A 24100-nucleotide genomic window follows, 5' to 3' on the forward strand; every position below is an offset into this window, starting at 1 on the left:
GCGCCGTCAGGCGGCCGTTCTCGCCGGTTTATGGAGGATGCGGCTTTCAATCGGTGCTGCCGGCGGGCGCCGGCGCCGCAGGAAGCCCAAGGGCAGTGCGCAGGCGTGGAAGAACCAGGTGACGACGGTATAGAACCCCATGGCCAGCCCGCCCTTGCGCCAGCTCATCAGCGCAATGATGCCGGCAAGGAGGGCAAGGACCAGGCCGAGAGCCAACCCCGTGTCAGGCAGGAACAGCAGCAAAGCTGCAGACAGCGCCCACCAGGCATAAACCGCGCTCCATAGCTTCAGTTCGGGCAGTTCGCGCAAAAGCTGGGTGAAGTAGGGCTTGCCAAGCGATGCGCGCAAGAGCTCGCCGACACCTTGGAGATACCTGTTCTTCCAGCGGCGCACGAGCAGCCGGTAGGAGTTCAGCGTGTGGCCGAAATGCTGGACGTAGCGCCGGTCGAGCCGGTGCAGCCGCCAGCCAGCGCTGCGCAGCCGGATGCCAAGATCGAATTCCTCATGGCCATGCAGATTGCGGTCGGAGAGATAGCCGGCCTTCTCGATGGCGCTGCGCCTATACAGGCCGCCGCCGTTCATCCGGTCGATATCGCCGGTGCGGTTTTCCGGACCCTTGCGCTGGACGCGGCGGGCATATTCGAGATTGGCGGTCAGCATTTCCTCGACATGTCCGGTAACGCCGCCAACCTGCGGGTTATCGGCGAGAAACCGCAGCGCCTCCGGCAGGAATTCCGGATCGAGGATCATGTCGCCGTCCAGCAGGCAGATATGATCGAAGCGCGAATACTGGAAGCCGAGCTGTGGCCCGATCCCGCAGCTCGGCTGCGCCGGCGGCGCAATCTGCACGACGGTAACGGGGTAGCCGGATGCGATGTCGGCGGTACGATCGCTGGAGCCGCTATCGGCAATGATGACCTCGCCTAGACCACGCGGCAGGGCAGCGAGCGCGCTTTCGATGGTCGCGGCAACGCGCTTTTCCTCGTTCAAGGTCTTGATGATGATGGATACACCCAACAGGACCTCCTGGTTCGAACGAAGCATTGGCGGCGTGGCGCTGGATGTGGCGGGGGCTCCCGCGCCGATCATGCCGCCGGATATCTTGAAATTCGGTTGACCGCGCCAGCGGGACCGGCGGTTTTCGGCGTGAGGCAGCACGGAGCGGTAGACCGCTGCCGTTCGTTCGCCGATCTTTTTCCAGCTGTAATCCGTCTGGATCTGGCTCGTCAGGCCGTCGGTTCCATCCTCGTCGAAGGGACTGGACAATTTGCGTCCGAGTGCGGCGGCCAGCGCATCGACATCGCCCATGGCAAAGTAGTCGGCGGGGGCGAGATTGAGTTCGCGATTGGCAGCGATATCGCTGGCAAGAACGGGCAGGCCATAGCTCAAGGCTTCCAGGAGCGCGATCGGCATGCCCTCATGGCTTGAGGGAAGCACGAACAGAGCCGCGTTGCTGTAGAGTTCGGCAAGGGCCGCGCCTGTCTGAAACCCTGCCATGACCACTAAAGGCGTTCGTGCCGCCAGAGCTTTCACATGGGCCGAATATTCGGTCTCGTGATCCGCGCCACCGACGATCACCAGTTTTTCGGGCCGGTTCGCCTTGGCAAAGGCGTGGATCAGATCGTGCTGGCGCTTTTCGGGAACGAGGCGGGCCATCATGACGATGTAGCGGCGCGGCGTCAGGCCGAACGTCTTCAGGGTGTCGGTAGAGGCGATCCTCGGTTGCACGGAGACGCCGTTCGGCACGAAATCGACGGCGACACCATATTCCCTGCGCATGGCGCGAACGATTTCCTGAGAGATCGCAATGCGCCCGTTGGACGTGTACATGCCGAATGCCTCGCCCATCTTGAGCATTCGCTTGGCAAACCAGCCCCATTTCTGGCGCTCGTAGTCGTAGCCATGGTGGGTGATGATCACCTTCAGACCGAAGAGGCGGGCGAGCGGCGCGACCAGAGCCGGGCCGACGGCATGGATATGGAGGATATCGGGTCTTTGCCGCGCGGCATAGAAAACGGCGGCGACGCTGTTGCCGATGGCCTCCAAGACCATCTTCTTTGGCGCCCACAGCGGAATGATGCGAATGCCGTTCCACATGGTTTGCGAAGCGCTTGGAAGATAGTGGCGGCGGCCGATGACATCGACGTCCCAGCCCATCTGGACAAGCTCGGTGCCGATCATCTCGATATGTTTCTCAACACCGCCCTGGACATTGGGAATGCCGCGGCTACCGATCATCATGACGCGGGGACGGGGTGCCGCTTGCGCAGCCGCCTCTGTGGTTTCGAACAGAGATGTTTCGCTCAATGGCGGAACGGGGACGACCGTGATGCGCTCTGCTGGCGCGGCGCCTGCGATTTTCAGAGGCACATCGGCAGTTGCATTCTCAACCTCGCCCCGCATCCCGGCGCCTGTATCGTTCAGGGTGCCGTCGGCGGCCGTTGGTTCGGGCTGCTGATATGCCGTTCTGGAAGCGTGCGGCTCGTTGCTCATGGTTCCATATCCCTGGTTCCTTGGGGATATGGTTAGCTGCGAACGGATGAAATCCAGGAAATATAACCGTTAAAATTGTAGCGATCGGCTGAAATTTGGGGTTGTTATGTGAAAAAATGTATCAATTTGAGTGTGTGGCTAGGCGTTGCGGTTCTGGAAGGTGTACACCGAGGGTGGCATAGAGTTCCGTTGTGCGCCCGAGATAGGCGGAAGCGGAAAATTCGGCGGCAATCCATTGGCGTGCCATGCGGCCCATCTCGCGCCGTTCCTGCGGCGAGCGCGCATTCATCGCGGAAAGCGCTGAGGCCAGATCCTGCACATTTCCCGGCATCCCCATCAGGCCGGTTTCGCCTTCAAGGATCATTTCGGGAATTCCACCAATCTTGGCGCCGATAACCGGTGTTTCGAGTGCATAGGCTTCAAGCACGCTGATCGGGGCATTCTCGTACCATTCCGACGGCAGCACCAGGGCCTTCGCCTGCCCGATCAAGCGGTGGAGCGCTTCCCCGGATAGGTATCCGGCAAAGACAACATCCGCTCCAAGCGTTTCCGCCAGCGCTTTCAGGGCTGCTTCCTCCGGCCCCGTTCCGGCAATCACCAGCCTTTGCCTCGCCTGTGCGGCGGCGCGGATCAGCGTGTCGATGCCTTTTTCCGGTGCGAGACGCCCGGCGAAAGCGAAGTAGTCGCCTTCCGTCCAGCTGGTTTCGAAAGCTTCGATATCGACGAAATTGGGAATGTAGACCATCTTTTCGCGCGGCCAGCCCCATTCGTTCAGCTTGTCGATATAGAACCGGCTGGGGACGACGAGGCGGTCGAGATTGTTACGGTACAATCCAAGGCTGCGATGCAATGCGGTTTCGGCCAGAACCACGGTGCTGAGCACGGTCGATCCCTTGATGCAGCGATGTACCAGCACATTGTGGATGCGGCCGCCCTTGCAGTCCTCGCAGACTTTGGCATCCCGCAGCATCTTGTAGGAGGGACAGGCGAGCTTGAGGTCATGAACGGTCATGACCGTCGGTACGCCGGCCGATTTTAGTGTCGAGAAGATTGCCGGAGACAGGTGATGGTAGACGTTATGCGCGTGGGCGATGGCCGGATTGACCCGCTCGATCAGCCGCTTGATATTGCGCTGCGCCTCAAAGGAATAGATGATTTTTGCGGCCTGCTTGATCTTGTTCAGCGTGCCCGTGTCGTGGCCGTACTCGATTTCGGACACGAAATAGTCTGACCATGGGCTCGGCGGGTTCAACTCATGCTGCATCGCGAAGGGAACGACGTCCCATCCTGCCTTTTCAAACATGGCGATATGATCGAGAAACACCGCCTCGGCGCCGCCGCGGCGGTAGAAGTAGTTGTTGATCTTCAGCAATGCCGGTTTGCCGGTCGCCGGGGTGACGTTGGTCAAGGCTGGGCCTCCTTCCAGCCGAAGCGGTCCAGGGCCTGATGGACCGGGAGAATGTCGCAGTGGCGTTCGCGGGCGTAGGACACCAGCCGTTCCAGCGTTTCCGGCCGGCAGCCGTAGGGTGTTGGGGTGGCGGCGATGTCGTGGGTGAAGAAGATGAGCCAGCCCGGATTGGCTGCGACATCGTCGATCCACCGTGTCAGCCCCAGCGCATGGTCCTCCGGCTGACGGATTTCCACGGCTTTCAGCATGAAAGGATCGACGTCTCCCCGGTTGATGGCTTCGCCTGCCGCGCGGCATGTCCTGTAACGCTGTTTCAAAACGTGCCGGAGCCGGGGCGATGCGGCATTATAAGGGAAGGCGAAATTGGTGGCAGGGCGGGCAATACCGGCATCGCTTAGAAAGCGCTCGTTGCGGTCAAGATCTGTGGCAAATGACCGGCTGCTCAGCGTGTTGATCTTGCGATGGGAAAAGGTATGGCAACCGATTTCGTGGCCGCGTGCATGGAGCTCAAGACAGCCTTCAGCCGAGATCAGGCGGCGGTCCGGCTCTATGCGCCCTTCCAATCCGCCGGCGATATAGAAGGTTCCGCGCGCGTCATATCGTTCCAGAATGGCGGCACCGTTGGTGAGGGCGGTATCGGGAACGTCGTCGAAGGTGAAGGAGATGACCGGCCGGTTGGTGGGGATAGGCCGTCGAGTCCTTGCAAATTTCCAGATCAGCCGGTTGTTCAGCCGGTCGGTGATATTGGTGATGGTGCTGACGATATCAGGCATGGGCCGCCGGCCTTTCTGCCAGCCGTTCCCCGGTCAGCGTCGCCGACGATTGGAAGCGCAGGCCATACAGGCAATAAAGGAAGGTGAACCAGAGTAGATTGCCGCCCTCGAAGAACAGGCTTTCGAGGCCGGCGTTGAAAATGAGGTAGAGCCAGACCCGGATGAAAAGCCGCGTCAGATCGGAATGTTCGATGGCTGCAGGCAAGCGCGATATGTCGCGCAACGGCAAGAAGAGCACCCAGACCAGGGTCATGAGCAGGCCGGGAATGCCGGCCATCAGGGCGATGTCGAGGTAGGAATTATGCCCATTGGCTGCCGCCACCGCCCAGGTTTCGACGGCACCGCCGCTATAGACCAGTTCCTGTGTCTGCCAGAATGCCTTGATGCCGTAACCGGTGACCGGATTTTCTGACAATGCCGTAAAGGCAAAGCGCCAGATGTCGGCGCGGTTGGTGAACGTGGCGTCGATCCCCAGCGAGCTGATGAAATCGCCAAGTGGCTTGATGACCGCCGAGCCGACGGCAAACAGATTGAACAGCGCGACGCCACCGACCGCAATGGGTATGCGCAGAAACCGGAAGCGCTCGAACATGAAGGCAAGGATCAGGATGCCGGGCAGCATGGCGCTGGAGGTCTTGCCGCCCGTGTGCAGCAGGAAAACGACCGACAGCACAACGATGGCGATCCCCGCCAGCCGCGACCAGGCATTCATGACGAACAGCCCGAAGAAGCAGGCAAGCACCATGGCGGCGGCGGCGCTGTTCTTGTGTGGAAAATGCCCGCGCCACATGCCGGCATTCATCGGTTCGCGCAGCTCCGAAAGCTGGTGGATCGACAGTTCCGGTTTGAAGACAACGCCGTAATAGGCGGTTGCCAGCGTGATCAGCGTGCCGATCGCCAGCATCTTGGCAAATTGCTTCTCCGATGACGGCATCAACAGATAGATACTGGCATTGATGGTTGCCATGACGGTCAGGACGACAGCCTTGATGCCGAGCATCGGATGGTTGGATATTAGCGACACGAACAGGAACCAGCCGAACATCGGCAAGAGCAGGGCACGCGGCTGCAGGATGGTGGCGCGCAGCGGGTGGAAAAGGCCGTAGCAGAGCGTGCCGGCAAACAGGCTGAGCGAGACGATCTGGTTGAGCCGGTTGGAATTGCCGGCGGACGGGTCGAGGATGTTTTCGCCGGTGAGATCGACGAATGGCGTCATGGAGATCCAGAAGAACAGGAAGATCGCCAAAAACAGCACCGGACCGGCGCCGATACCGGACGTTCCGATGCCGGCGGTGTCCGGGACTGCGTGAGTGTCCGGCGACGCGGTCTTCATCTCAGCCCGTGCGCGGCTGGTGCTGGCGAAACGCCCGCAGAATGCCGAACAGCAGCGCAAGACCGATGCCGATGGCGATACCGGCAAAGGCGCCGGCGGCCAGCAGGAGCAGCGTTCTTGGCGGCCAGCTGCGCGATTGCGGCGGCATTGCACGGGAAATCACCCGGATGTTGGAGGTGTTGATCTGCTGCTGCTCGGTGATCTGCTGAGCACGGGTCAGATGCGTTTCGTAGAGCGCAGCCTTGGCGCGCGCGTCGCGTTCCAGATCGCGCAGTTCCACCTGGGAATCGTTGTCCATGTAGACGGTCGTCTGCTGTTCGCTCGCCTTGCCCTGCAGCGCTGCCAGCGCCGATTTCGCCTGATTCATGTCGCCGAACGCCGTGTCGGCGATCCGCCGGGCTTCGTTGTCGATCGAGGCCTTCAGGGTCGACAGATCGGAGTTTGCTGCCGTGATCCGGGGATGCCTTGTGCCATAGGTCAGCTTGAGGGAATTGAGCTGCAACAGCGCCTGATCGTAGTCCTGCCGCAGCGCTGTCATGGCCGGGGAGGCAAAAACGGAGGCCGTGCTGGTCCGGCCCGTGGAGATAGCGTCCTGCATCTGTTTGTAGCGGGTTTCCAGCTCGATAAAGCGTTGCTGCGCCGTCAGGACCTGGGTGTTCAACTCGGCAACCAGCTGGGTGCTGACCAGTTCGCCATTGGCGGATTGCAGCCCGTTCCTGCGCTTGAACTCCTCCACCTTGGCTTCCGCGCTGGTGACGTTGCGGCGAAGCTCTTCCAGCCGATCGTTCAGCGTCGTCGCGACCCTGCCGGCACTTTGCGCGGCAGATTCGAAGATTTCCTTTTCAAAGGCATCGACCATCGCGTCGGATACCGCCACCGATTTCTCAGGGCTGTCAGTATACACGCCGAGCGACACGACGAAGGAGCGTTCTTCCCGGCGGGCTTCGACACGCTCAGCCAGCGCGCGGATTGCGCTCAGCATCTTGGCCTGCTCGGTCTCGTTCTTGCTGGCGCTCGAAAACAGCTGCTTGATGCCGTCGAACAGGCCCGGCTTCACGAATTCCTCGTCCTGCGTCAGGTTCATGCTGGCGATGACGCGGGTCAGGACATTGCGGGATGTCAGGACACGCAGCTTGCTTTCGACCTCAAGCAGCTGGGAATCGCGCAGCGGGCTGTTGCCGAACACGTCGTCGTTGACGACCTGAAGATTGGCGGGATCGATGACGAGGTCCGTATAGACGGTATAACGCGGCTGCGCGGCCATCGCATAGATCAGGGCGGCGGCCATGCAGAGTACCGTTGCCCCGATAATCCAGAGCAGGCCATCCTTCAACCACTGAAAGACGTCATCGGGGCCGATGGCGCGAAGGGCCGCGACATATCCCATGATCTGCCCTTTGACGGGCGTAGGTGGCGTGTTGATCTGTTCGGAAATCGCTGCCTGCTGCTGGTTTGGCGAAAAGGGAGTGCGGCTTGTCTCAGCAGTTTGGGATGGGTGGTGGGCGGGGCGGAAATCGTCCTCGTCGTCGGAGACCAGATCGAGCAGGGAACCGGGGCGCGGGCGAGCGCGCGCAGCCGTTTCCGGGCGCTTGGTCGCTTGCCGCAGTTCCGGCTCCTTCGGCGTATACATCCGTTCTGTCTCCGCAGCGTGCTTCAAGCCCGTACAGACTATCGCCGTGTTCTGGGTGAACATCATGAATAGCCGCTTATGGTAAACCGGACGTTAAAATGGCGGATGCGAGTACGCGCATATCGGGTATCCCCAGCGGTCCAGAATCCGTCTGCTTGAAGATGAAGCACTCTAGAAATCGTGAAGCAGCCGGCTCCAGCTTTCCGAAGCAAGGCCGCCGGCATAGAAGCCATCGCCGCTGGCGGCTGCCTTCAGGTCGGCGTGACGCGTCACCAGGCAGAAATAGCCGGTATGCCGGTGGACCAGATGGCGCTGGCGCAGCACTGCCTGTGTCAGGAACGGCTGGGCCATGCCCTGCGCGCTTGCATATCCAAGGTTGTCCAGGTCGGCAAAAAGCTGCGCGATGACGGCAGCCTCCTGGCGCTCATGGCAAAAGACATTCATGACCATCGCATTGCGGCCATCGGCACCAAAATAAAGGTAGCAGCCGATCTCTTTTCCCTGCGCATCCATGACGCCCCGGCATTGCAGTTCGCCGAGCGATGCGTTCAGTTTTGCCGCCGATATCAGCCAGTCAAATTCGGGCTTGGAAAACACCGGATGCACGGAAAAACGCTGCATCATTATGTGCGCCTGTTCCATGAATTGCGAAGGCGAGAGTGGTGCGCTGGTAATGCCGTCATGGGCAACTGCGGCGAAGGAGCGTTTCGAGCGGCGCACGAAACTGTCCGCAAGGCGCGCAAGTCCGTGCAACGGCAGTCTGGCCAGCGGCTTGATCTTGCGGCAGGCGCGGTTAAGCGCTGTTGCGGCTGGCCGGAACGTGCGATGCCATTCGAGGCTCTGGACGGGCAGGACCAATCCCCCCGCAGCGACCCAATGGTCGGCGCTGACAGGCGATGCATTGTCGGAAAAGCAGAAATCCTGGCGTGCGGCGCGCATCATGCGGGCAAGACGTGCGGCACCCGCCGCACCGGATTTTCCTTCCGCCATGAAGGCGCAGAGGATCTTCGCGGTGACCGTGCGTCCGTGAACATTGAACTCCACCGGCATGGCGAGGATGGCGCTATCGATCGCCGACGTTTCGTTGAGGTGGACGATGCTGCCGGCATCCGGCGTGTAAAAAGGGCTGCTGAAGAAAACCGTTTCGAGATAGCCCGCCAATTGGCTGTCCGTCGCCCGGTTGTTCTTGCGAAAGGTCCGGGTGAAGAGATCGGCAATCGCCGGCAAGTCGGATCGCTCCATCGCGCGGACCGTGCCTGCATGCGGCCGCGCGCGTTCCTCCGCGGCGGGCGGGCCGGAAAGTTCGACGGGCTTTCTCAGTGCGCTTTCTGCAGCGGGTGTCATAATCCACTCTTCAAATCCGGCTCTTTCAGCCAGTGTATTTACAGTATGCGGGTCAGTATTTTCCAAGCAACCTGACGCGGCCTCATGCAAGGGTGGCACCGGCTGCATCTTTTGCCTCATCCTTCTTTGCGTATCGAAAGAAGACCGCCCAGGCGACGGCCACCATTGCAATCTCGATAATGTAGAACGACACGACTGTGCCCATCGGCGGGGCGTACCATGTTGCCCAGGCGGCCAAGGCCGCGCCCAGAATGCTGCCAAGACCCATGACGCTGGCGCGCGCCGCGTGGTATCCGGCGGCCCCCAGCGCTTCGACCGCAATCGACCACATGCCGAGCGGCACGACGACCCAGCAGAGGCTGCGCACGAAGGAAACAAGCGTCAGATATTCGTGGCCGAACAGGTAGGGCAGCAGCGGTGCCAGAAGAAATACGGTTGTTGCCGCTGCCAGGCTGATGCCGGTGGCGGCAAACAGCACCTTGCGGATACGGTCCATCGCCTTGTGCAGGCCATTGGCCGCCGCCCGCGCCGAACCCGGATACATCAGCCGGTTCAAGGCTTCGACGGAGAGATAGCTGCTTTCGAGAATACGGCGGGCGACGCTGTAGCTTGCGACGATTTCGGCTGTGGTCACGAGGCTCAGCGTCAGGAGGTCGGCATTCTGGCGAATGGCGCGCAAAATGAAGGGAATGCTGAAATACATGCCGAGCGGAAGTTCTTCGCGCACGATCCGGTATTCGGGACGCCCGAGCTTAGCCAAGGCACGGATGCAAAAGGCAGCGACCAGCACATGGCAGGCAAATTGCCAAAGCGCCCATTCGGCAACCGTCGAAACACCAAAGGCAAGGCACGCAAGCGCTGCGGCGACCGTGCGCGCAATCGCAAAGCCGACCACGGTCATATTGGCCGAGACGAAATTGGAATGGCCGATGAAGATCTGCTCGGTCAGGACAATCATACGCACGAAAATAATGTTGGTGACCAGCATCACCGCCATATCGAGGAGGTTCAGTGACGGATCGGGCGAAAGCGCAAAGAAGAACGGCAATATAGCCACGCCGAGCAGAACCAGCGCCACGCCGCTGATGGTTGTCAGGATGATGTTGTGGCCAAGCATGACCGGATACATCGAGGGATCGCGTGCGACGCGCCGGACCAGGCACTCCATGCCGCCCAGTCCGCAAAGATGGACGGCAATGTTGCAAACGGCGCTGACGGCGACGAAGACGCTGAACTCATTGACGCCGAGCGAGCGGGCGAGAATGGCGAAGGTGAGCAACTGGGCAGCCGAACTCAAGATGAGGCTGCCGCCGGAAGCCATGTAGGACATGACCATCGACATCAGCGTTCGCTGCTTGGGCGCATGGAAAGCGTCCGTTGTCACCGCCGGTTTCTCCTCTTGCGGGCGTGCCTGTTTCACTTGATGACCCCGGCAACAATACTTTCATTCGCTGCAAAGGTCGTTAATTCAGCCGTGAAACACGTTGTTTGACGCCACAGAATTCATATTGAGGTTAACGGTTGGCATTAACAGACGGATTTCAGTTTATGTTTACTTCACTACGCTATTGATTGCAGAAGGTTTTGACGGTTGCAGGTTGGAGTTGCTGTTGTGATGGACAAGGCAGGTGTTGAGGACCGGACGGGAGCGGCGCTGCATCGTTTCATGGGCGTTGACCTGGAACTGGCTCCCGGCGTGCTCGTACCCAGGGAGGAAACCGAGCTTCTGGGCCGTACAGCGCTCCGGTTGATCGAGGGACTGCCCGATTATCCGGCCGGAGATCTGCGTGTCATCGACATGTGCTGCGGCTCCGGAAACCTGGCGCTGGCCATCGCCACGCATGTTCCCAAGGCGCGGCTCTTCGCCTGCGATCTGACGGACGAGACCGTGAACCTTGCAAAACGCAACGCCGAGCGCTGCGGGTTTTCCGATCGCATCACGGTCATCCAGGGCGACCTTTTCGGTGGCCTTGCCGGGCGTGATCTCGACGGCAAGATCGATCTGATCGTCTGCAATCCGCCCTATATCTCCACCCAGCGTCTCGAAGGCGATAGCGCCCATCTTCTCGACAACGAGCCACGCGAAGCCTTCGATGGCGGACCCTATGGTATCTCCATCCATCAGCGTCTCGTGCGCGATGCACTGGCATTCCTGAAACCGGGCGGCTGGCTGGCCTTCGAATTCGGCGAGGGTCAGCACCGCCAGGCCGCAGCGCTTCTTGCCCGGGCACGCGGATATGAGCCTGCGGCCTTTGCCGAGGACGCGGCTGGCCTTCCGCGTGCCGCCTATGTTCAAAAACGCTCCGATGTTTAACCGATTTCAATCGGGCCTGCTCGAAGAACCCGTTGCCGGAAGCTAGAAAGCCGATGAGTGAAATTCGCGCGTTGCAAAGCTCCGATATCCCGGCCCTTGCCGGGATGTTTCAACGCGTCTTCCGCGATAGCAAGATGCAGCCAAGCAAGGCGCTTTCGGACTATCTGGAAACTTTCTATCTCGATGCACCCGGCCAGGACATCGGTATTCACTCGCTCGTTCATCTCGATGACAGCGGCGAGATGACGGGTTTTGTCGGGGCAACGGGATTACCGGTGACATTTGATGGCCGGCCGCTGCGCGCCGCCATTTGCGGCTCGCTGATGGTCGAGGGGCGGGAGGCCGATCCGCTGGCCGGTGCGCGCCTGCTCAAGGCATTTCTTGCAGGGCCCCAGGATCTCTCGTTCAGCGAGACGGCCAGCGAAGTCTCGGCCTCGATGTGGATGAAGCTGCGCGGGCTGGCCTTGCCGCAATACAGTCTCGACTGGCTGCGCATCATCCGGCCGGCCGGTTTTTTCACCGAGCTTGGATCGAGCCGCATCGGCGCTGCGCGGCTTCTGTGGCCGCTGGCCCGCAAGACCGACGATATACTGCGCCGCCGCATGGGGGCTGATGATCTACGGTGGTCCGGCATTCCGGCGTCGTGGAACGGGCAGGGGAGCTTCAAAACGCGTGGTGTGTCCGTCGATGAGTTTGCCGCGCTGTTTGTCCGGCTGACAGCGCGCTACCGGCTCCGGCCTGATTTTCCGCAAGCGCAGCTCACCTATATCCTGCAGGATGCCAGGCAGGCGCGGACAGAAGGCGAGGCGGTGTTCTGCCAGGTGGAGGCGCGCACCGGTGCCGTCATCGGGGCATTCGTCTATCACGGCGATGCAGGGCGCATCGGCCGGGTTCTGCAGATCCTGTCCATCCCCGGGCAGGAACGCCAGGTCATCGATTGCCTGATCGCACATGCCACAGAGCGAGGCCTGGTCGCGCTGCGCGGCCGCACGCAGCCGGCTTTGCTTGAGGCTATGCTCGGCCGGCGCATCTCCTTCACCCATATCGCTTCAAGCGTCATTCATACCAAGGATCCGCAGATCCTGCAGGCCTTCCAGAATGGCGAAGGGTTCTTCAACGGGCTGGCTGGTGAACATTGGAGCCGGCTTGCGGCGGGCGATATCGGCTGATACCCGCCCGCTGCCGTGTTCGCACGATCATCTGTTATTTCGGCGCGATCTCGCTGACGGGTTCGACCAGTTGCGGCGCCAGATGCAGGTAGCGGGTTGCCTTGCGCTTGGCTGTGATGTCGGCCCAGACGCGTGACATCTGATCGGCCGTGAGGCCGGCAGCAGCCGCAACACGATCTGCGGGCAGATTGTTGTTGAGGCCGTAAAGGCAGAGATCCATCCGGTCGTAGGGCAGGGAGAAGTAGAATTCCTCCTGCGTCTGCTGCAGCGAATAGGTGTCGGTCGTCGGCGGGCGTTTGCAGATTTCGTCGGGCACGCCGAGATAGGCTGCCAGCTGATAGACCTGGGTCTTGTAGAGATGGGCGATCGGTTTGACGTCGGCTGCGCCGTCGCCGTTCTTGACGAAGAAGCCCTGGTCATATTCCAGCCGGTTCGGCGTGCCGATGACGGCAAAGTTCAGCCGGTCCGCATGGAAATATTCGAGCTGCTTGCGGGTGCGCTGCTTCATGTTGGTTGCCGCAACAATGCCGAGATAGACCGACGGCGTCATGCGCAGCTTGGTCTGCTTGCCATCCGGATCCTGCACGACAAGGTAGGAAATATTGTAGCCGTCGCCTTCCAATGCGTTGGAAATGACGATCTTGGAGGCCCAGGCGCCGGTATAGTCTGGAACCAGTTCGCGGATGAAGGCATCGCGGCGATCGTAGCAGCCCATGGCCTGCAGCGATGGACCGATATCCTCGACAATGCTGTCAATGCCGAAAGTCTCGGCGATGGTGCGGCCGAGCCGCAGGCTTTCCGGATCGGAATCGTTTTCCGGCATGAACAGGGCGTAGACGTTCTTTGCGCCAACAGCGCGGGCGGCAAGCGCTGCGCAGACGCTGCTGTCAATACCGCCGGAAAGGCCGAGGACAAGGCCTCGCTTGCGTAAAGGACCGCGCAACTGCTCGCGCAGCGCAGCGACGATTTTGTCGGTTTCCTTCGCCGGGTCGATTGAAAGCGTTGCCTTCGAAAACGCGGCGGATGTATCGGCATTGTGCATGTTCATTCGGCAGCCTCCAATGTTTCTGCAGCGAGCCTGCGGCTGACCTTGCCGGTATCCGTCTTCGGCAGCTCATCGCGAAACTCGATGACACGCGGGACCATGAAGTCTTCGAGATGGGCGGCGCAATGCTTGATGATGTCGCGCTCACTCAGAGCGGGATCGGAAAGAACGACGAGGGCAACGATGGCCTGGCCGAGCACCGGATCGGGCAGGCCGATGACGACAGCCTCGGCAATGCCCGGATGGGCATGCAGCACCGTTTCCACTTCCTTGGGCGCAACCTTCTCGCCGCGGGTCTTGATGATGTCGTCCTTGCGGCCGACGAAATAGAGGAAGCCCTCGTCGTCGGTGCGGAAAAGGTCGCCGGTATAGAGCACCTTTTCCCACGGATTGGGGCCGGGGCGCAGCATCTTTGCGGTCGCCTCGTCGTTGCGCCAGTAGCCCTGCATGACATGCGGGCCACGGATCACCAGCTCGCCGGATATGCCAGGCGCCACGCGCTCGCCGTTGTCATCGACCACGAAGGCTTCGGTATTGGGAATGGCGATACCGACCGAGCCGGGGCGGCGATCGAGTTCGGCCGGTGGCAGGTAGGTGCAGCGCTTGCACTCCGTCAGGCCGTACATCGAATACACAGTTGCACGCGGAAACAATTCGCGCAGGCGGGCGATATGGGCCGGTGGCAGGGCTGCTGCGGTATTGGTGATGTAGCGCAGGCTCGGCAGGAAATCCGGCTCCAGGTCGCGCATCTGCAGGATCATCGCCACCATGGTCGGTACCAGCGGAAAACCGGTGACGTTTTCTTCGCGAATGCGGTCGAAGATCGCCTGCGGAAAGGCAAAAGAGGCTTCGAGCACGATGGTTGCGCCAAGCTTGACCGCCATCAGCAGCTGGTAGAGCCCATAGTCGAAGGCAAGCGGCAGCACGTTCAGGATGATATCGTCAGCCGTGTTTTCCAGATAGGTGGTGATCGATGTTGCAGCCGCCTCGACGTTGCGGTGCGTCATCATCACGCCCTTGGGGCGCCCGGTCGAGCCTGACGTATAGATCAACAGCGCCAGATCGACATCGATACCATGGTGTTGCACGCCACCTCCGGTTGCTGCCAGGCACGTTTCGAAATCGGCTATGCCGTTACCGGGACCTGCACCTCTGAATGTCGTCGCGGCGACGAACAGTGGCCGTGGCGCAATCCTGCGTGCTTCGGACAGGACAGGCAGCAGCTTGCCTTGCGTCAGAATGCCGGCCGCCTCGCAATTTCCGATCATATAGGCAAGCTTGTCGGCCTTGGTCGAGGGATTGACCGGCACGGCGGTTGCTCCGGCTTTCAGGATCGCAAAGAGCGAGACCGCCGCTTCCCAGCAATTGTTCATGAAGACGAGGACGCGGTCGCCGCGCACGATGCCGCCTGCGGCCAGCGACGATGCCAAACTTGCGGCTGCCGCTTCGAACTGCGCATAGGTGAAGCGCTTGTCGCCCGCCACCAAGGCGGTCTTTGCGCCGTGGACGTGGGCACTGGCTTGCAGGAATTCCTCGACGCGCATCGTCTGTCTCCCCGTCGCCTCGTATCAGGCCGACATCTTGTTGAGTGCGTTTTCTCCGGCATGTCTGGCAACGAAGGCCGTGATGCGTGCCACCGAATCCAGATTGGCGGGCACGATATCCGCATCGGCCATGACGAAACCGAACTGGTCTTCGATGAAGGCGACCAGTTCGAGAACGCCGGTGGAGTCGATGACCTCGTTTTCGATCAGCGACGCGTCGTCCTGCAGGTCGTAGGCGGTGTCGCCAAACAGGAAGTTCTCGATGATGAAGGCCTTGATGCTGTCTTTGATGGGCTGGGTCATAGGTTTTTCCTCAGATGAAGCTCAAGCCGCCTGGGTGCTGAGCGCCTTGGTGGCTGAAAACGTGTTTTGCCAGAGCTGGGTTGATAGGATGCCGACGAAGGCGGCATTGTCGCGATAGCCGGACGCCGGCTTGTCGCTGCATTTTTCATAAAGCTTGGAAACGGCCTTCGGATTGAAAAGGCCGGTTTCGGCAATGCTGCGCTCGCTGAAGGCGTCGCGGACATAGTCCCGGTCGTTTTTGCCGACGAAGGACTGGCTGTCGGGCGCGCGGTAGGGCTGCTTGGTGCGGCGGCCGATCGTGTCCGGAAGGAGGTGTTTCGTCGCCTCGCGCAGGATGTGTTTTTCGACCAGCCCCTTGAGCTTCATTTCAGGCGGCAGGCGGGTGGCGAATTCAACGAGGCGGTGGTCGAGGAACGGGAAACGGCCTTCGACGCCATGCGCCATGGCCATCCGGTCGCCCTGGCTCGACAGGATATAGCCCGGCAGCAGGAAACGGCTTTCCAGATATTGCGCCTGATGCAGCGGATGCCAGCGGGAAAAGTCCTGCGGAAGCCGCGAAACGAGTTCTGCCGCCGCGTCGTAGCCCGAAAGCGTCTGGCGCAGGTCTGCGGAGAAGAACAGCTTGGCGGCAGCGGTGCCGCGCAGGCGCGGCCGGTGCGAGAAGAGCGGATCGTCCATCGGGTCGTCACCGGCGCCGAAGAAGGCAGCGAGATATTCGGCCGATTGCTGCTTCAGGCCGGGCAGATAGGCATAGAGCTTGCGAAACAGATGCGGCCTGATCCGCGAACCGGGCTGGCGGGCGCAGAAACGGCGCACCCGGGCCTCCTTGAAGATATCATACCCGGCAAAAACCTCGTCGGCGCCTTCCCCGGTCAGGACCACTTTCAGCCCCTTTTCGCGAACAAGACCGGACAGTTGATAGAGCGGCGCCGGTGCCGTGCGCAGGATCGGGCGTTCGGTGAAGCGGATCACGTCCGGAAAGGCGCTGGCAATATCGCCTTCGCCGCAGGCAACCGCGTGATGATGCGTGCCGAGCGCGGTCGCCATCTGTTCTTGGAAAATGCTCTCGTCATGTTCGGCGCTGCCGAAGGTGACTGAGAAGGTCGAGAGGCCGCCGGGTGCCATGGGGGCTGCCAGCGCCGAGACGATCGAGGAATCAAGGCCGCCGGACAGATATGAGCCGACGGGAACATCGGCCCGCATCCGGATGCGTGTTGCGTCGGTCAAAAGATCGCGCAATTCTTCGGCGGCGTCGCGCTCGTCTTTATAGGCGGCGGGCTCGCCGATATCCGGATATTGCAGCTGCCAATAGGGCCTGATCGACATGCCGCTTTTGCCGGCGATCAAAAGATGTGCGGGCTCGAGCTCGAAAATATCGCGGAACGCGGTGCGCGGCGCAATCGGCGCCCAGAGCGTGAAGATCTGATCCAGCGCCAGCGGATCCATCTCGGCCCGCACGCCCGGCACTTCAAGCAGCGCCTTTACTTCCGAGGCGAAATAGAGGGTCTGTCCAACTGTCGTATAGAACAGCGGCCGCACGCCCATCCGGTCGCGGGCAATTACCATTCTTTCTCTGGACGCATCCCAGATCGCAAAGGCAAAATCACCATTGAACAGGGACAGGCAATCCAGCCCCATGCGCTCATAAAGGTGCAGGATAACTTCTGTGTCGCTGCCGGTGCGGAACACATGACCCTGCGCCTTCAGCGTTTCGCGCAACTCGACATAGTTGAAGATTTCGCCGTTGAAGACGATGGTGAGATCGCCGCTGGAATGGGTCATCGGCTGCTGGCCGTCGCCCAGGCCGACGATCGACAGGCGGGCATGGCCAAGTCCGGCGGAAGGGGCGGTGAAGATGCCCTGCTCGTCCGGCCCCCGGTGCGCAATCGCAGCAACCATGCGCTGCAGCAGCGGCTGCGCATCATGGGGCGCGACGCCATCTCCGAAGTATCCGCCAAATCCGCACATGCAGCAAAATCCCTGACTTGCTCTTGGAGATTGCATAATGCCTGAAAAGTACCCGCTATGTGTTAATCTGGACCAGAATTCAGAAGTAAAATCCGATATTTGATCTCACAGTTAAGATATCTCTAAGAATAATTTCCGCCTTTTATTAAAGATTTAACCAATGGAAAGCTGGTGTTTTCTCCTATTCGGATACGGTTTGAGCTTCGAACTCATGCCCGTTACAGGCGATATGGTTCGACGGGTGTCTGACGCCGCTTTCCAATGTTTTGCAATCTTGGGTGGATTTTTGCGAATCTCAGGAGCGCCTTGGGCAGGCGCTTCCTCGCGCCGGCATGCTTAACCAATCCTGAAAATGATGCCGGCCGGTGCGGCCGCTCAATCGCGAGGTGGGTTTGTGCGTATCGCCGCTGTGGGATCGACAAGCACGAATTCGGCCTTGGACGCGCCCGCCATCATCTTCAGTATGAAAACCAGTGTTAGCAGCGGCCAGACGAGGCAGAAGATCAGGCCCGCGACGCGGTGGGCCGACCATTGGCCGCCAGCCCTCTCGCCTTCAATGTAGGTGGGTATGAGATAAACGAGGGTGATAGCACCGTAAACAAGCGCCGCAATCTGCAGATTCGTCACGATCGCGCTCCCCGTTTATCTTCGCACACTATTCTGTCCTGCAATTTGCGCTGAAGCCGCAGAGAAGTCACGGCTATAAGTGGTAGAATTAACGATTTCTTAACTTAAGGTAAATTTGCGCTGCCTCCGGCGGTGGGCGTTTGATCCTGGGATGTGGGCAATTCGGAGGTTTAACGCCTGTGGGGCAGCGCGTGGCGAACGGATCGGCCATGCTCTGCTTCTGGCGAGCCTGCATGATCGTAAAGTGATGGGATACGGCTACGCGATCATCGGCGATGTCGGGCCATCGGGCTTTTCTGAGCGCACAGTCGGCGCGACGGAGATCCCGAATTCGGCACCCGGCGTCTTTGCCGACATGCTGATGAGTGCCGAATAGGATTTTTCCGGAGGAAATGACGATGGTGGCAAGGGCAGACCATCACCTCGAAACCAGGAATTCGTCGTTTTTCGCACGCGCTCCTGTGCCGCTGGTTGCAAAACATCTGCTGTTGCGGGCGGATCAAAATGATGAAACCTGGAATCAATTAATGGTTGTATTTTTGATGTAGGTTGATCCAGTCGTCGGATTGCGTTGGCCGATATGTAACGGCCTCTCAGTAAGAGACACCCAGTTTTTTACGGTGCGTTCATGTAAAAATATCAGTAAAATCAAATTGATAAGCTGAGGTCGAGTTCGAAAATTCAGCGTAAATCGAGCGAATATTTAGAATTATATATGATCAAAAATTGCGCCAATTCTTAATCATTATTTTAGGTATTATACCAATAGTTGCAGTGTGCATTCGAACTTTTGAATGTTCGAGCATGATGCTGGATGCACAAGCCGGGAAGACCGGCATGGCCTTTTTCCAAAAAACCTGACCGGCTCGCCCACGTCCTTTCGGATGAGCGGCGCTCGCCAGAGCCAGGCTCCATGGTCAAGACAGATACGGACGTAAAACGTGACATCAGCGGCCCGGACCGGCCGGTGCGTGCGCCTATTGTTGCGCCGAAATGGCGCATGAAACATTGCCTGAAGGAGGCGTTGTATGAGCAGGCTTTTTCCGCGTTTTGGCGGTGACACCGCAGCTATTCTGGCTGCGATGCACAAGTCGCAGGCGATCATCGAATTCGACCTCAGCGGCAATATCCTCAACGCCAATGCCAATTTCTGCGCGGCGCTGGGCTATGAGCTGCCGGAGATCAAGGGCAAGCATCACCGGATTTTCGTTGAACCGGCGGAGGCCAACAGCGTCGAATACCGGGAGTTCTGGGCCCGGCTCGGCCGCGGCGAATTCGACCGGCAGCAGTATAAGCGCTTCACCAAGAGCGGGCGGGAAATCTGGATCGAAGCCTCCTACAATCCGGTGTTGCGCGGCGGCAAGCCCTACAAGGTGGTGAAGTTTGCAACCGATATCACGGTGGTCCGGCAGAAAGCCATGGAGGACGCCGGCAAGCTGAATGCGGTCTCGCGTTCGCAGGCGGTGATCGAATTCACCCCCACAGGTGAAATTCTCACCGCCAACGAGAATTTCTGCGGCGCGCTGGGGTACCAGCTGCAGGAAATTCAGGGGCGGCATCACCGGATGTTCTGCGATCCCGCCTATGTGCAGACGGAGGAATACCGGCAGTTCTGGGAGCGGCTCGGACGCGGTGAGTTCACCGCCAATGAATTCCTGCGCTTCGGCAAGGGCGGCAAGGAGATCTGGATCCAGGCGGCCTATAATCCGATCATCGATGACAAGGGAAAGGTCTGCAAGGTCGTCAAGTTTGCAACGGATGTGACGGAGCGCATGGGCGCTGTCGGCACGCTGGCAAAGGCCCTGAAGGGTCTGTCGGACGGCGATCTCACCCAGAATCTCGACAAGCCCTTTGTACCGACCATGGAAAAGGTGCGCCACGATTTTAACGATGCGGTGGAGAAGTTGCGGCTGGCCATGCACTCTGTCGGCACCAATGCCGAGGCGATTGCCGCCGGTTCGACGGAAATCCGGTCTGCTGCCGATGACCTGTCGAAGCGCACCGAACAGCAGGCGGCATCCGTCGAGGAAACCGCTGCAGCGCTGGAACAGATCACCACGACCGTCGCCGATTCCAGCCGTAGGGCAGAGGAGGCCGGCCATCTGGTGGCCGCCACACGCGACAATGCCGAGCGCTCCGGAGCGGTGGTGCGCAATGCCATCACGGCCATGGGGCAGATCGAAAACTCGTCGCGCGAAATTTCCAACATCATCGGCGTCATCGACGATATCGCCTTCCAGACCAATCTCCTGGCGCTGAACGCTGGCGTGGAGGCGGCGCGCGCTGGGGATGCCGGCAAGGGTTTTGCCGTCGTTGCCCAGGAAGTGCGTGAACTGGCCCAGCGTTCGGCCAAGGCGGCCAAGGAGATCAAGGCGCTGATCAATACATCCGGCGAGCAGGTCAAGAGCGGCGTCTCGCTGGTCGGGCAGACCGGCAAGGCGCTGGAAGAGATCGTCAAGCAGGTTCAGGAGATCAACAGCAACGTTGTCGCCATCGTGGAAGGCGCACGAGAGCAGGCGACGGGTCTGAAAGAGATCAACCATGCGGTCAATGCCATGGATCAGGGCACGCAGCAAAATGCAGCCATGGTGGAACAGTCCACTGCGGCCAGCCATGGTCTTGCACGCGAGGCCGAGGCGCTGTTCCAGTTGCTGAGCCAGTTCCGCGTCGGGCAGCAGGCGAGCGGAGCCCGGCCGGTCGATGCGGGACATCATCATAGGCCGGTCGCATCGCCGGCGCGCAGGATGGCAGGACAGGTGATCCGCGCCTTTTCCGGCAGCGCTGCCGCAGCACAGGATAATTGGGAAGAGTTTTAAGGCGGCCGGTACCGGATGAAATGAAAACGGCGCCGCTGGTTGCGGCGCCGTTTTTGCGTTGTTTGGACCGGGATCCTGAGCCGTTTATTCGGCGGCTTCGAGCCCTGGAAGAAGCGGCTGGCTGTGCAATTGCGTCACCGAGGCCGTTTCTGTGGGCGTGGCATGATGACCGCTTTTCTTCAGTGGCCGGTTTCCGGTCATGGCGCGCACCAGTGTGTAGAAGACCGGGGTAAGGAACAGGCCGAACAGCGTCACGCCAATCATGCCGGAGAACACCGCAACACCCATGGCATGGCGCATTTCCGCACCGGCGCCGGTCGAGATCACCAACGGTACGACACCCATGATGAAGGCCATCGAGGTCATCAGGATCGGGCGCAACCGCAGGCGGCTTGCCTTGATGACGGCTTCGAACGGGGTCGCGCCTTCGAACTCAAGCTCGCGGGCAAATTCCACGATCAGGATGGCGTTCTTGGCCGACAATCCGACGAGCACGATCAGACCGATCTGCGTGAAGACATTGTTGTCGCCTCCCGTCAGCCAGACCCCGGCGAGTGCGGCCAGAAGCGCCATCGGGATGATCATGATGATCGACAGCGGCAGCGTCAGGCTTTCATACTGGGCTGCCAGCACCAGGAAGACGAGCAGGATCGACAGCGGGAAGATCAGGATACCGGTATTGCCGGCAATGATCTCCTGGTAGGTCAGCTCGGTCCATTCGAACGTCACGCCAGCGGGCAGTGTTTCCGCCGCGATCCGCTCGATGGCAGCACGGGCCTGGCCGGACGAATAGCCGGGTGCCGTATTGCCGTTGATATCGGCGGCGAGGAAGCCGTTATAGCGCATGGCGCGTTCGGGGCCTGCACTCGAGGTGACATTGAGAACCGCCGAAAGCGGGATCATTTCCCCAGAGCTGGAGCGGACTTCCAGCTTGCCGATGTCTTCCGCCTGGGCGCGGTAATTGGCATCGGCCTGCACACGCACGGAATAGGTTCTTCCGAACTTGTTGAAGTCGTTGACATAGACCGAGCCCAGATAGATCTGCAGCGTGTTGAAGATTTCCGTCAGCGGAACGTTCAGCTGGCGGGCCTTCGCCCGATCGACGTCGGCATAGAGCTGCGGGACGTTGACCTGGTAGCTGGAAAACATGCCGACCAGTTCAGGTGTCGTATAGGCCTTCGCCATGAAACCCTTCACGGCTGCGTCGAGCGCCTCATAACCAAGTCCGGCCTTGTCCTCCAGCTGCAACTTGAAGCCGCCGATGGCACCGAGACCCTGGACGGGCGGTGGTGGGAAGATGGCGCTGAAGGATTCCTTGATGACGCCGAGTTCCTGGTTCAGCCGTCCGGCGATTGCGCCGGCCGAAAGGTCCGGCGTCGTGCGTTCCTCGAAAGGTTTCAGCGACAGGAAGACGATGCCGGCATTGGACGAGTTGGTGAAGCCGTTGATCGACAGGCCCGGAAAGGCGATGGCGCTTTCGACGCCGGGAACCTTGAGCGAGATATCGCTGATGCGGCGGATGACCTCTTCGGTGCGGTCGAGCGAGGCACCATCCGGCAGCTGGGTGAAGCCGACCAGATATTGCTTGTCCTGCGGCGGCACGAAACCGGGCGGCACCGCCTTGAAGAAGAACACGGTGGCGCCGACGAGCAGCAGATAGACGCCCATCATCAAGGTCTTGCGCGAGATCACGCCCTTGACGCCGGAGCTATAGGCCCGCGAGCCGCGCGAAAAGACAGCGTTGAAGCCACGGAAGAACCAGCCGAACAGGAAGTCCATGATCCGGGTCAAGCGATCCTTCGGCGCGTCATGGCCACGCAGAAGCAGGGCAGCGAGCGCCGGGGACAGGGTGAGCGAGTTGAAGGCCGAGATGACGGTCGAGATGGCGATCGTCAGGGCGAACTGCTTGTAGAACTGGCCGGTGAGGCCTGAGATGAACGCCAGCGGCACGAAGACGGCGACGAGAACCAGCGCGATCGCGATGATCGGGCCGGACACTTCGGTCATGGCTTTGTAGGTCGCCTCGCGCGGCGAAAGCCCATCCTCGATGTTGCGCTCGACATTTTCCACGACCACGATCGCGTCATCGACGACGATACCGATGGCGAGAACGAGGCCGAACAGGCTGAGCGCGTTGATCGAGAAGCCGAGCATCTGCATCACGGCGAAGGTGCCGATGATGGAGACGGGAACGGCGATCAGCGGAATGATCGAGGCGCGCCAGGTCTGCAGGAAGATGATGACGACGATGACGACGAGAGCGATGGCTTCGAGCAGCGTATGGATGACGGCCTCGATGGAGGCGCGCACGAACTGGGTCGTGTCATAGACGATCTCGTAATCGACATCCTGCGGCATCGATGCCTTGATCTCTTCCATGGTGGTGCGGACCTGGTCGGCGATCTCGATCGCGTTCGAGCCGGGGGCCTGGAAGACGGGAATTGCGACGGCCTGCTTGTTGTTGAGCAGCGAGCGCAGCGAATATTCGGCCGAACCAAGCTCAATACGGGACACGTCGCGCAGGCGGGTGATGGCACCGGTCGGGCTCGTCTTGATGATGATCTCGCCGAACTCTTCCTCGCTTTGCAGGCGGCCCTGGGCATTCACCGAAAGCTGCAGATCGACCCCTTGCGCGTTGGGCGAGGAGCCGATGACACCGGCAGCGGCCTGGACGTTCTGGGCGCGGATTTCATTGACGATATCGGAGGCGGAGAGACCGAGTTGCGCCATCTTCTGCGGATCGAGCCAGATGCGCATCGAATAGTCGCCGGACCCGAACAGCTGGACCTGGCCGACGCCGTCGATGCGGGCGAGCCTGTCCTTGACGTTGATCAGCGCGTAGTTGCGCAGATAGGTCATGTCATAGCGGCCTTCGGGCGAGGTCAGATGCACCACCATCATCAGGTCGGGAGAACTCTTGATGGTGGTGATGCCGAGGCGGCGCACTTCTTCCGGTAGCCGCGGTTCGGCCTGGCCGACACGGTTCTGGACAAGCTGCTGCGCCTGGTCGGGGTCGGTGCCGAGCTTGAAGGTGACGGTCAGCGTCATCAGACCGTCGGTCGTCGCCTGGCTGCTCATATAGAGCATGTCCTCGACGCCATTGATCGATTCCTCCAGTGGCGTCGCCACGGTCTCGGCAATGACTTTCGGGTTCGCGCCCGGATAGTTGGCGCGAACGACGATCTGCGGCGGCACCACATCGGGATATTCCGAGATCGGCAGGATCGTCATTGCGATCAGGCCGCCAAGGAAGATGATGAAGGACAGAACGCCCGCGAAAACCGGGCGATCGATAAAGAATCTGGAGATATTCATTGGCGTGATCCGCCCTTG

Annotated in this window: 18 protein-coding genes and 2 pseudogenes; 6 read left to right on the forward strand and 14 right to left on the reverse strand. The window is 60.4% G+C overall.

Annotated features, from left to right (window positions below; translation table 11 throughout):
* Positions 1-6: 6 nt before the first annotated feature.
* The 8 genes and pseudogenes from ASD32_RS16765 to ASD32_RS16800 form a co-directional block, all read right to left on the reverse strand.
* Entirely contained in the window at positions 7-1017 is a 1011-nt protein-coding gene (locus ASD32_RS16765; protein WP_060639555.1) for a glycosyltransferase, read from the reverse strand.
* 258 nt (positions 1018-1275) lie between these two features.
* A pseudogene (locus ASD32_RS16770) lies at positions 1276-2493 on the reverse strand (glycosyltransferase family 4 protein); the annotation flags it as partial.
* 121 nt (positions 2494-2614) lie between these two features.
* Positions 2615-3901 (reverse strand): glycosyltransferase family 4 protein, encoded by a 1287-nt coding sequence (locus ASD32_RS16775; RefSeq protein ID WP_060639185.1) that lies wholly within the window; start codon positions 3899-3901, stop codon positions 2615-2617.
* Positions 3898-4674 (reverse strand): polysaccharide deacetylase family protein, encoded by a 777-nt coding sequence (locus ASD32_RS16780; RefSeq protein ID WP_060639186.1) that lies wholly within the window; start codon positions 4672-4674, stop codon positions 3898-3900. Before ASD32_RS16780 ends, ASD32_RS16775 begins: the two co-directional genes overlap by 4 nt.
* On the reverse strand, positions 4667-6007 hold the full coding sequence (locus ASD32_RS16785) for an O-antigen ligase (RefSeq protein ID WP_060639187.1): 1341 nt from the start codon (positions 6005-6007) through the stop codon (positions 4667-4669). Before ASD32_RS16785 ends, ASD32_RS16780 begins: the two co-directional genes overlap by 8 nt.
* Before the next feature lies 1 nt (position 6008).
* Positions 6009-7637, reverse strand: a complete 1629-nt coding sequence (locus tag ASD32_RS16790) for a GumC family protein (RefSeq protein WP_060639188.1) — start codon at positions 7635-7637, stop codon at positions 6009-6011.
* Between the two features lie 171 nt (positions 7638-7808).
* Positions 7809-8981 (reverse strand): GNAT family N-acetyltransferase, encoded by a 1173-nt coding sequence (locus ASD32_RS16795; RefSeq protein WP_244490187.1) that lies wholly within the window; start codon positions 8979-8981, stop codon positions 7809-7811.
* 82 nt (positions 8982-9063) lie between these two features.
* Positions 9064-10317 carry a lipopolysaccharide biosynthesis protein gene (locus ASD32_RS16800; RefSeq protein WP_082546821.1) on the reverse strand — a complete coding sequence of 418 codons (1254 nt, stop codon included), beginning with the start codon at positions 10315-10317 and terminating at the stop codon, positions 9064-9066.
* 279 nt (positions 10318-10596) lie between these two features.
* On the opposite strand from ASD32_RS16800, the gene ASD32_RS16805 reads away from it, so the two are divergent.
* Positions 10597-11295, forward strand: coding sequence for a HemK/PrmC family methyltransferase (locus tag ASD32_RS16805; RefSeq protein WP_060639558.1), 699 nt, complete (start codon positions 10597-10599; stop codon positions 11293-11295).
* Positions 11296-11348: 53 nt separating this feature from the next.
* The gene (locus ASD32_RS16810; RefSeq protein WP_060639189.1) at positions 11349-12464 is read left to right on the forward strand and encodes a hypothetical protein; all 1116 of its coding nucleotides are present in this window, start codon (positions 11349-11351) and stop codon (positions 12462-12464) included.
* Between the two features lie 34 nt (positions 12465-12498).
* On the opposite strand, the gene nadE is transcribed toward ASD32_RS16810, so the two are convergent.
* From nadE to ASD32_RS16835, 5 genes are all read right to left on the reverse strand, one after another.
* Positions 12499-13512 carry an NAD(+) synthase gene (gene nadE / locus ASD32_RS16815; RefSeq protein WP_060639190.1) on the reverse strand — a complete coding sequence of 338 codons (1014 nt, stop codon included), beginning with the start codon at positions 13510-13512 and terminating at the stop codon, positions 12499-12501.
* Positions 13509-15053, reverse strand: coding sequence for an AMP-binding protein (locus ASD32_RS16820; RefSeq protein WP_060639191.1), 1545 nt, complete (start codon positions 15051-15053; stop codon positions 13509-13511). The genes nadE and ASD32_RS16820 overlap by 4 nt, the downstream gene beginning before the upstream one ends.
* 24 nt (positions 15054-15077) lie before the next feature.
* Positions 15078-15356: an acyl carrier protein gene (locus ASD32_RS16825; protein ID WP_060639192.1), complete on the reverse strand. Its 279-nt coding sequence runs from the start codon at positions 15354-15356 to the stop codon at positions 15078-15080.
* A gap of 21 nt (positions 15357-15377) precedes the next feature.
* Positions 15378-17324, reverse strand: coding sequence for an asparagine synthase (glutamine-hydrolyzing) (asnB, locus tag ASD32_RS16830; protein ID WP_060639193.1), 1947 nt, complete (start codon positions 17322-17324; stop codon positions 15378-15380).
* Between the two features lie 375 nt (positions 17325-17699).
* On the reverse strand, positions 17700-17951 hold the full coding sequence (locus tag ASD32_RS16835; RefSeq protein ID WP_060639194.1) for a hypothetical protein: 252 nt from the start codon (positions 17949-17951) through the stop codon (positions 17700-17702).
* Between the two features lie 190 nt (positions 17952-18141).
* On the opposite strand from ASD32_RS16835, the pseudogene ASD32_RS16840 reads away from it, so the two are divergent.
* From ASD32_RS16840 to ASD32_RS16845, 4 genes and pseudogenes are all read left to right on the forward strand, one after another.
* Positions 18142-18327: pseudogene (locus ASD32_RS16840) on the forward strand (GNAT family N-acetyltransferase); the annotation flags it as partial.
* Positions 18328-18349: 22 nt separating this feature from the next.
* The gene (locus ASD32_RS29620; protein ID WP_162252674.1) at positions 18350-18499 is read left to right on the forward strand and encodes a hypothetical protein; all 150 of its coding nucleotides are present in this window, start codon (positions 18350-18352) and stop codon (positions 18497-18499) included.
* A gap of 365 nt (positions 18500-18864) precedes the next feature.
* On the forward strand, positions 18865-19011 hold the full coding sequence (locus ASD32_RS29625) for a hypothetical protein (RefSeq protein WP_156383210.1): 147 nt from the start codon (positions 18865-18867) through the stop codon (positions 19009-19011).
* On the forward strand, positions 18980-20767 hold the full coding sequence (locus ASD32_RS16845; RefSeq protein WP_060639195.1) for a PAS domain-containing methyl-accepting chemotaxis protein: 1788 nt from the start codon (positions 18980-18982) through the stop codon (positions 20765-20767). Before ASD32_RS29625 ends, ASD32_RS16845 begins: the two co-directional genes overlap by 32 nt.
* A gap of 84 nt (positions 20768-20851) precedes the next feature.
* Here the strand turns inward: ASD32_RS16845 and ASD32_RS16850 are convergent, their stop codons facing one another.
* Positions 20852-24082, reverse strand: coding sequence for an efflux RND transporter permease subunit (locus ASD32_RS16850; RefSeq protein WP_060639196.1), 3231 nt, complete (start codon positions 24080-24082; stop codon positions 20852-20854).
* Between the last annotated feature and the right edge of the window lie 18 nt (positions 24083-24100).

It is taken from the genome of Rhizobium sp. Root483D2, from assembly GCF_001426685.1.
Lineage (GTDB): Bacteria > Pseudomonadota > Alphaproteobacteria > Rhizobiales > Rhizobiaceae > Pararhizobium > Pararhizobium qamdonense.

Excerpts from the sequence above, each read along its gene's own strand:
- ASD32_RS16780 (WP_060639186.1), bottom strand. The coding sequence starts at position 4,674 with ATGCCTGATATCGTCAGCACCATCACCAATATCACCGACCGGCTGAAC.
- ASD32_RS16785 (WP_060639187.1), bottom strand. The coding sequence starts at position 6,007 with ATGAAGACCGCGTCGCCGGACACTCACGCAGTCCCGGACACCGCCGGC.
- ASD32_RS16790 (WP_060639188.1), bottom strand. The coding sequence starts at position 7,637 with ATGTATACGCCGAAGGAGCCGGAACTGCGGCAAGCGACCAAGCGCCCG.
- ASD32_RS16795 (WP_244490187.1), bottom strand. The coding sequence starts at position 8,981 with ATGACACCCGCTGCAGAAAGCGCACTGAGAAAGCCCGTCGAACTTTCC.
- ASD32_RS16800 (WP_082546821.1), bottom strand. The coding sequence starts at position 10,317 with ATGGTCATGTCCTACATGGCTTCCGGCGGCAGCCTCATCTTGAGTTCG.
- ASD32_RS16805 (WP_060639558.1), top strand. The coding sequence starts at position 10,597 with ATGGACAAGGCAGGTGTTGAGGACCGGACGGGAGCGGCGCTGCATCGT.
- ASD32_RS16810 (WP_060639189.1), top strand. The coding sequence starts at position 11,349 with ATGAGTGAAATTCGCGCGTTGCAAAGCTCCGATATCCCGGCCCTTGCC.
- nadE (WP_060639190.1), bottom strand. The coding sequence starts at position 13,512 with ATGAACATGCACAATGCCGATACATCCGCCGCGTTTTCGAAGGCAACG.
- ASD32_RS16820 (WP_060639191.1), bottom strand. The coding sequence starts at position 15,053 with ATGCGCGTCGAGGAATTCCTGCAAGCCAGTGCCCACGTCCACGGCGCA.
- ASD32_RS16825 (WP_060639192.1), bottom strand. The coding sequence starts at position 15,356 with ATGACCCAGCCCATCAAAGACAGCATCAAGGCCTTCATCATCGAGAAC.
- asnB (WP_060639193.1), bottom strand. The coding sequence starts at position 17,324 with ATGTGCGGATTTGGCGGATACTTCGGAGATGGCGTCGCGCCCCATGAT.
- ASD32_RS29620 (WP_162252674.1), top strand. The coding sequence starts at position 18,350 with ATGGTGGCAAGGGCAGACCATCACCTCGAAACCAGGAATTCGTCGTTT.
- ASD32_RS29625 (WP_156383210.1), top strand. The coding sequence starts at position 18,865 with ATGGTCAAGACAGATACGGACGTAAAACGTGACATCAGCGGCCCGGAC.
- ASD32_RS16845 (WP_060639195.1), top strand. The coding sequence starts at position 18,980 with ATGAGCAGGCTTTTTCCGCGTTTTGGCGGTGACACCGCAGCTATTCTG.
- ASD32_RS16850 (WP_060639196.1), bottom strand. The coding sequence starts at position 24,082 with ATGAATATCTCCAGATTCTTTATCGATCGCCCGGTTTTCGCGGGCGTT.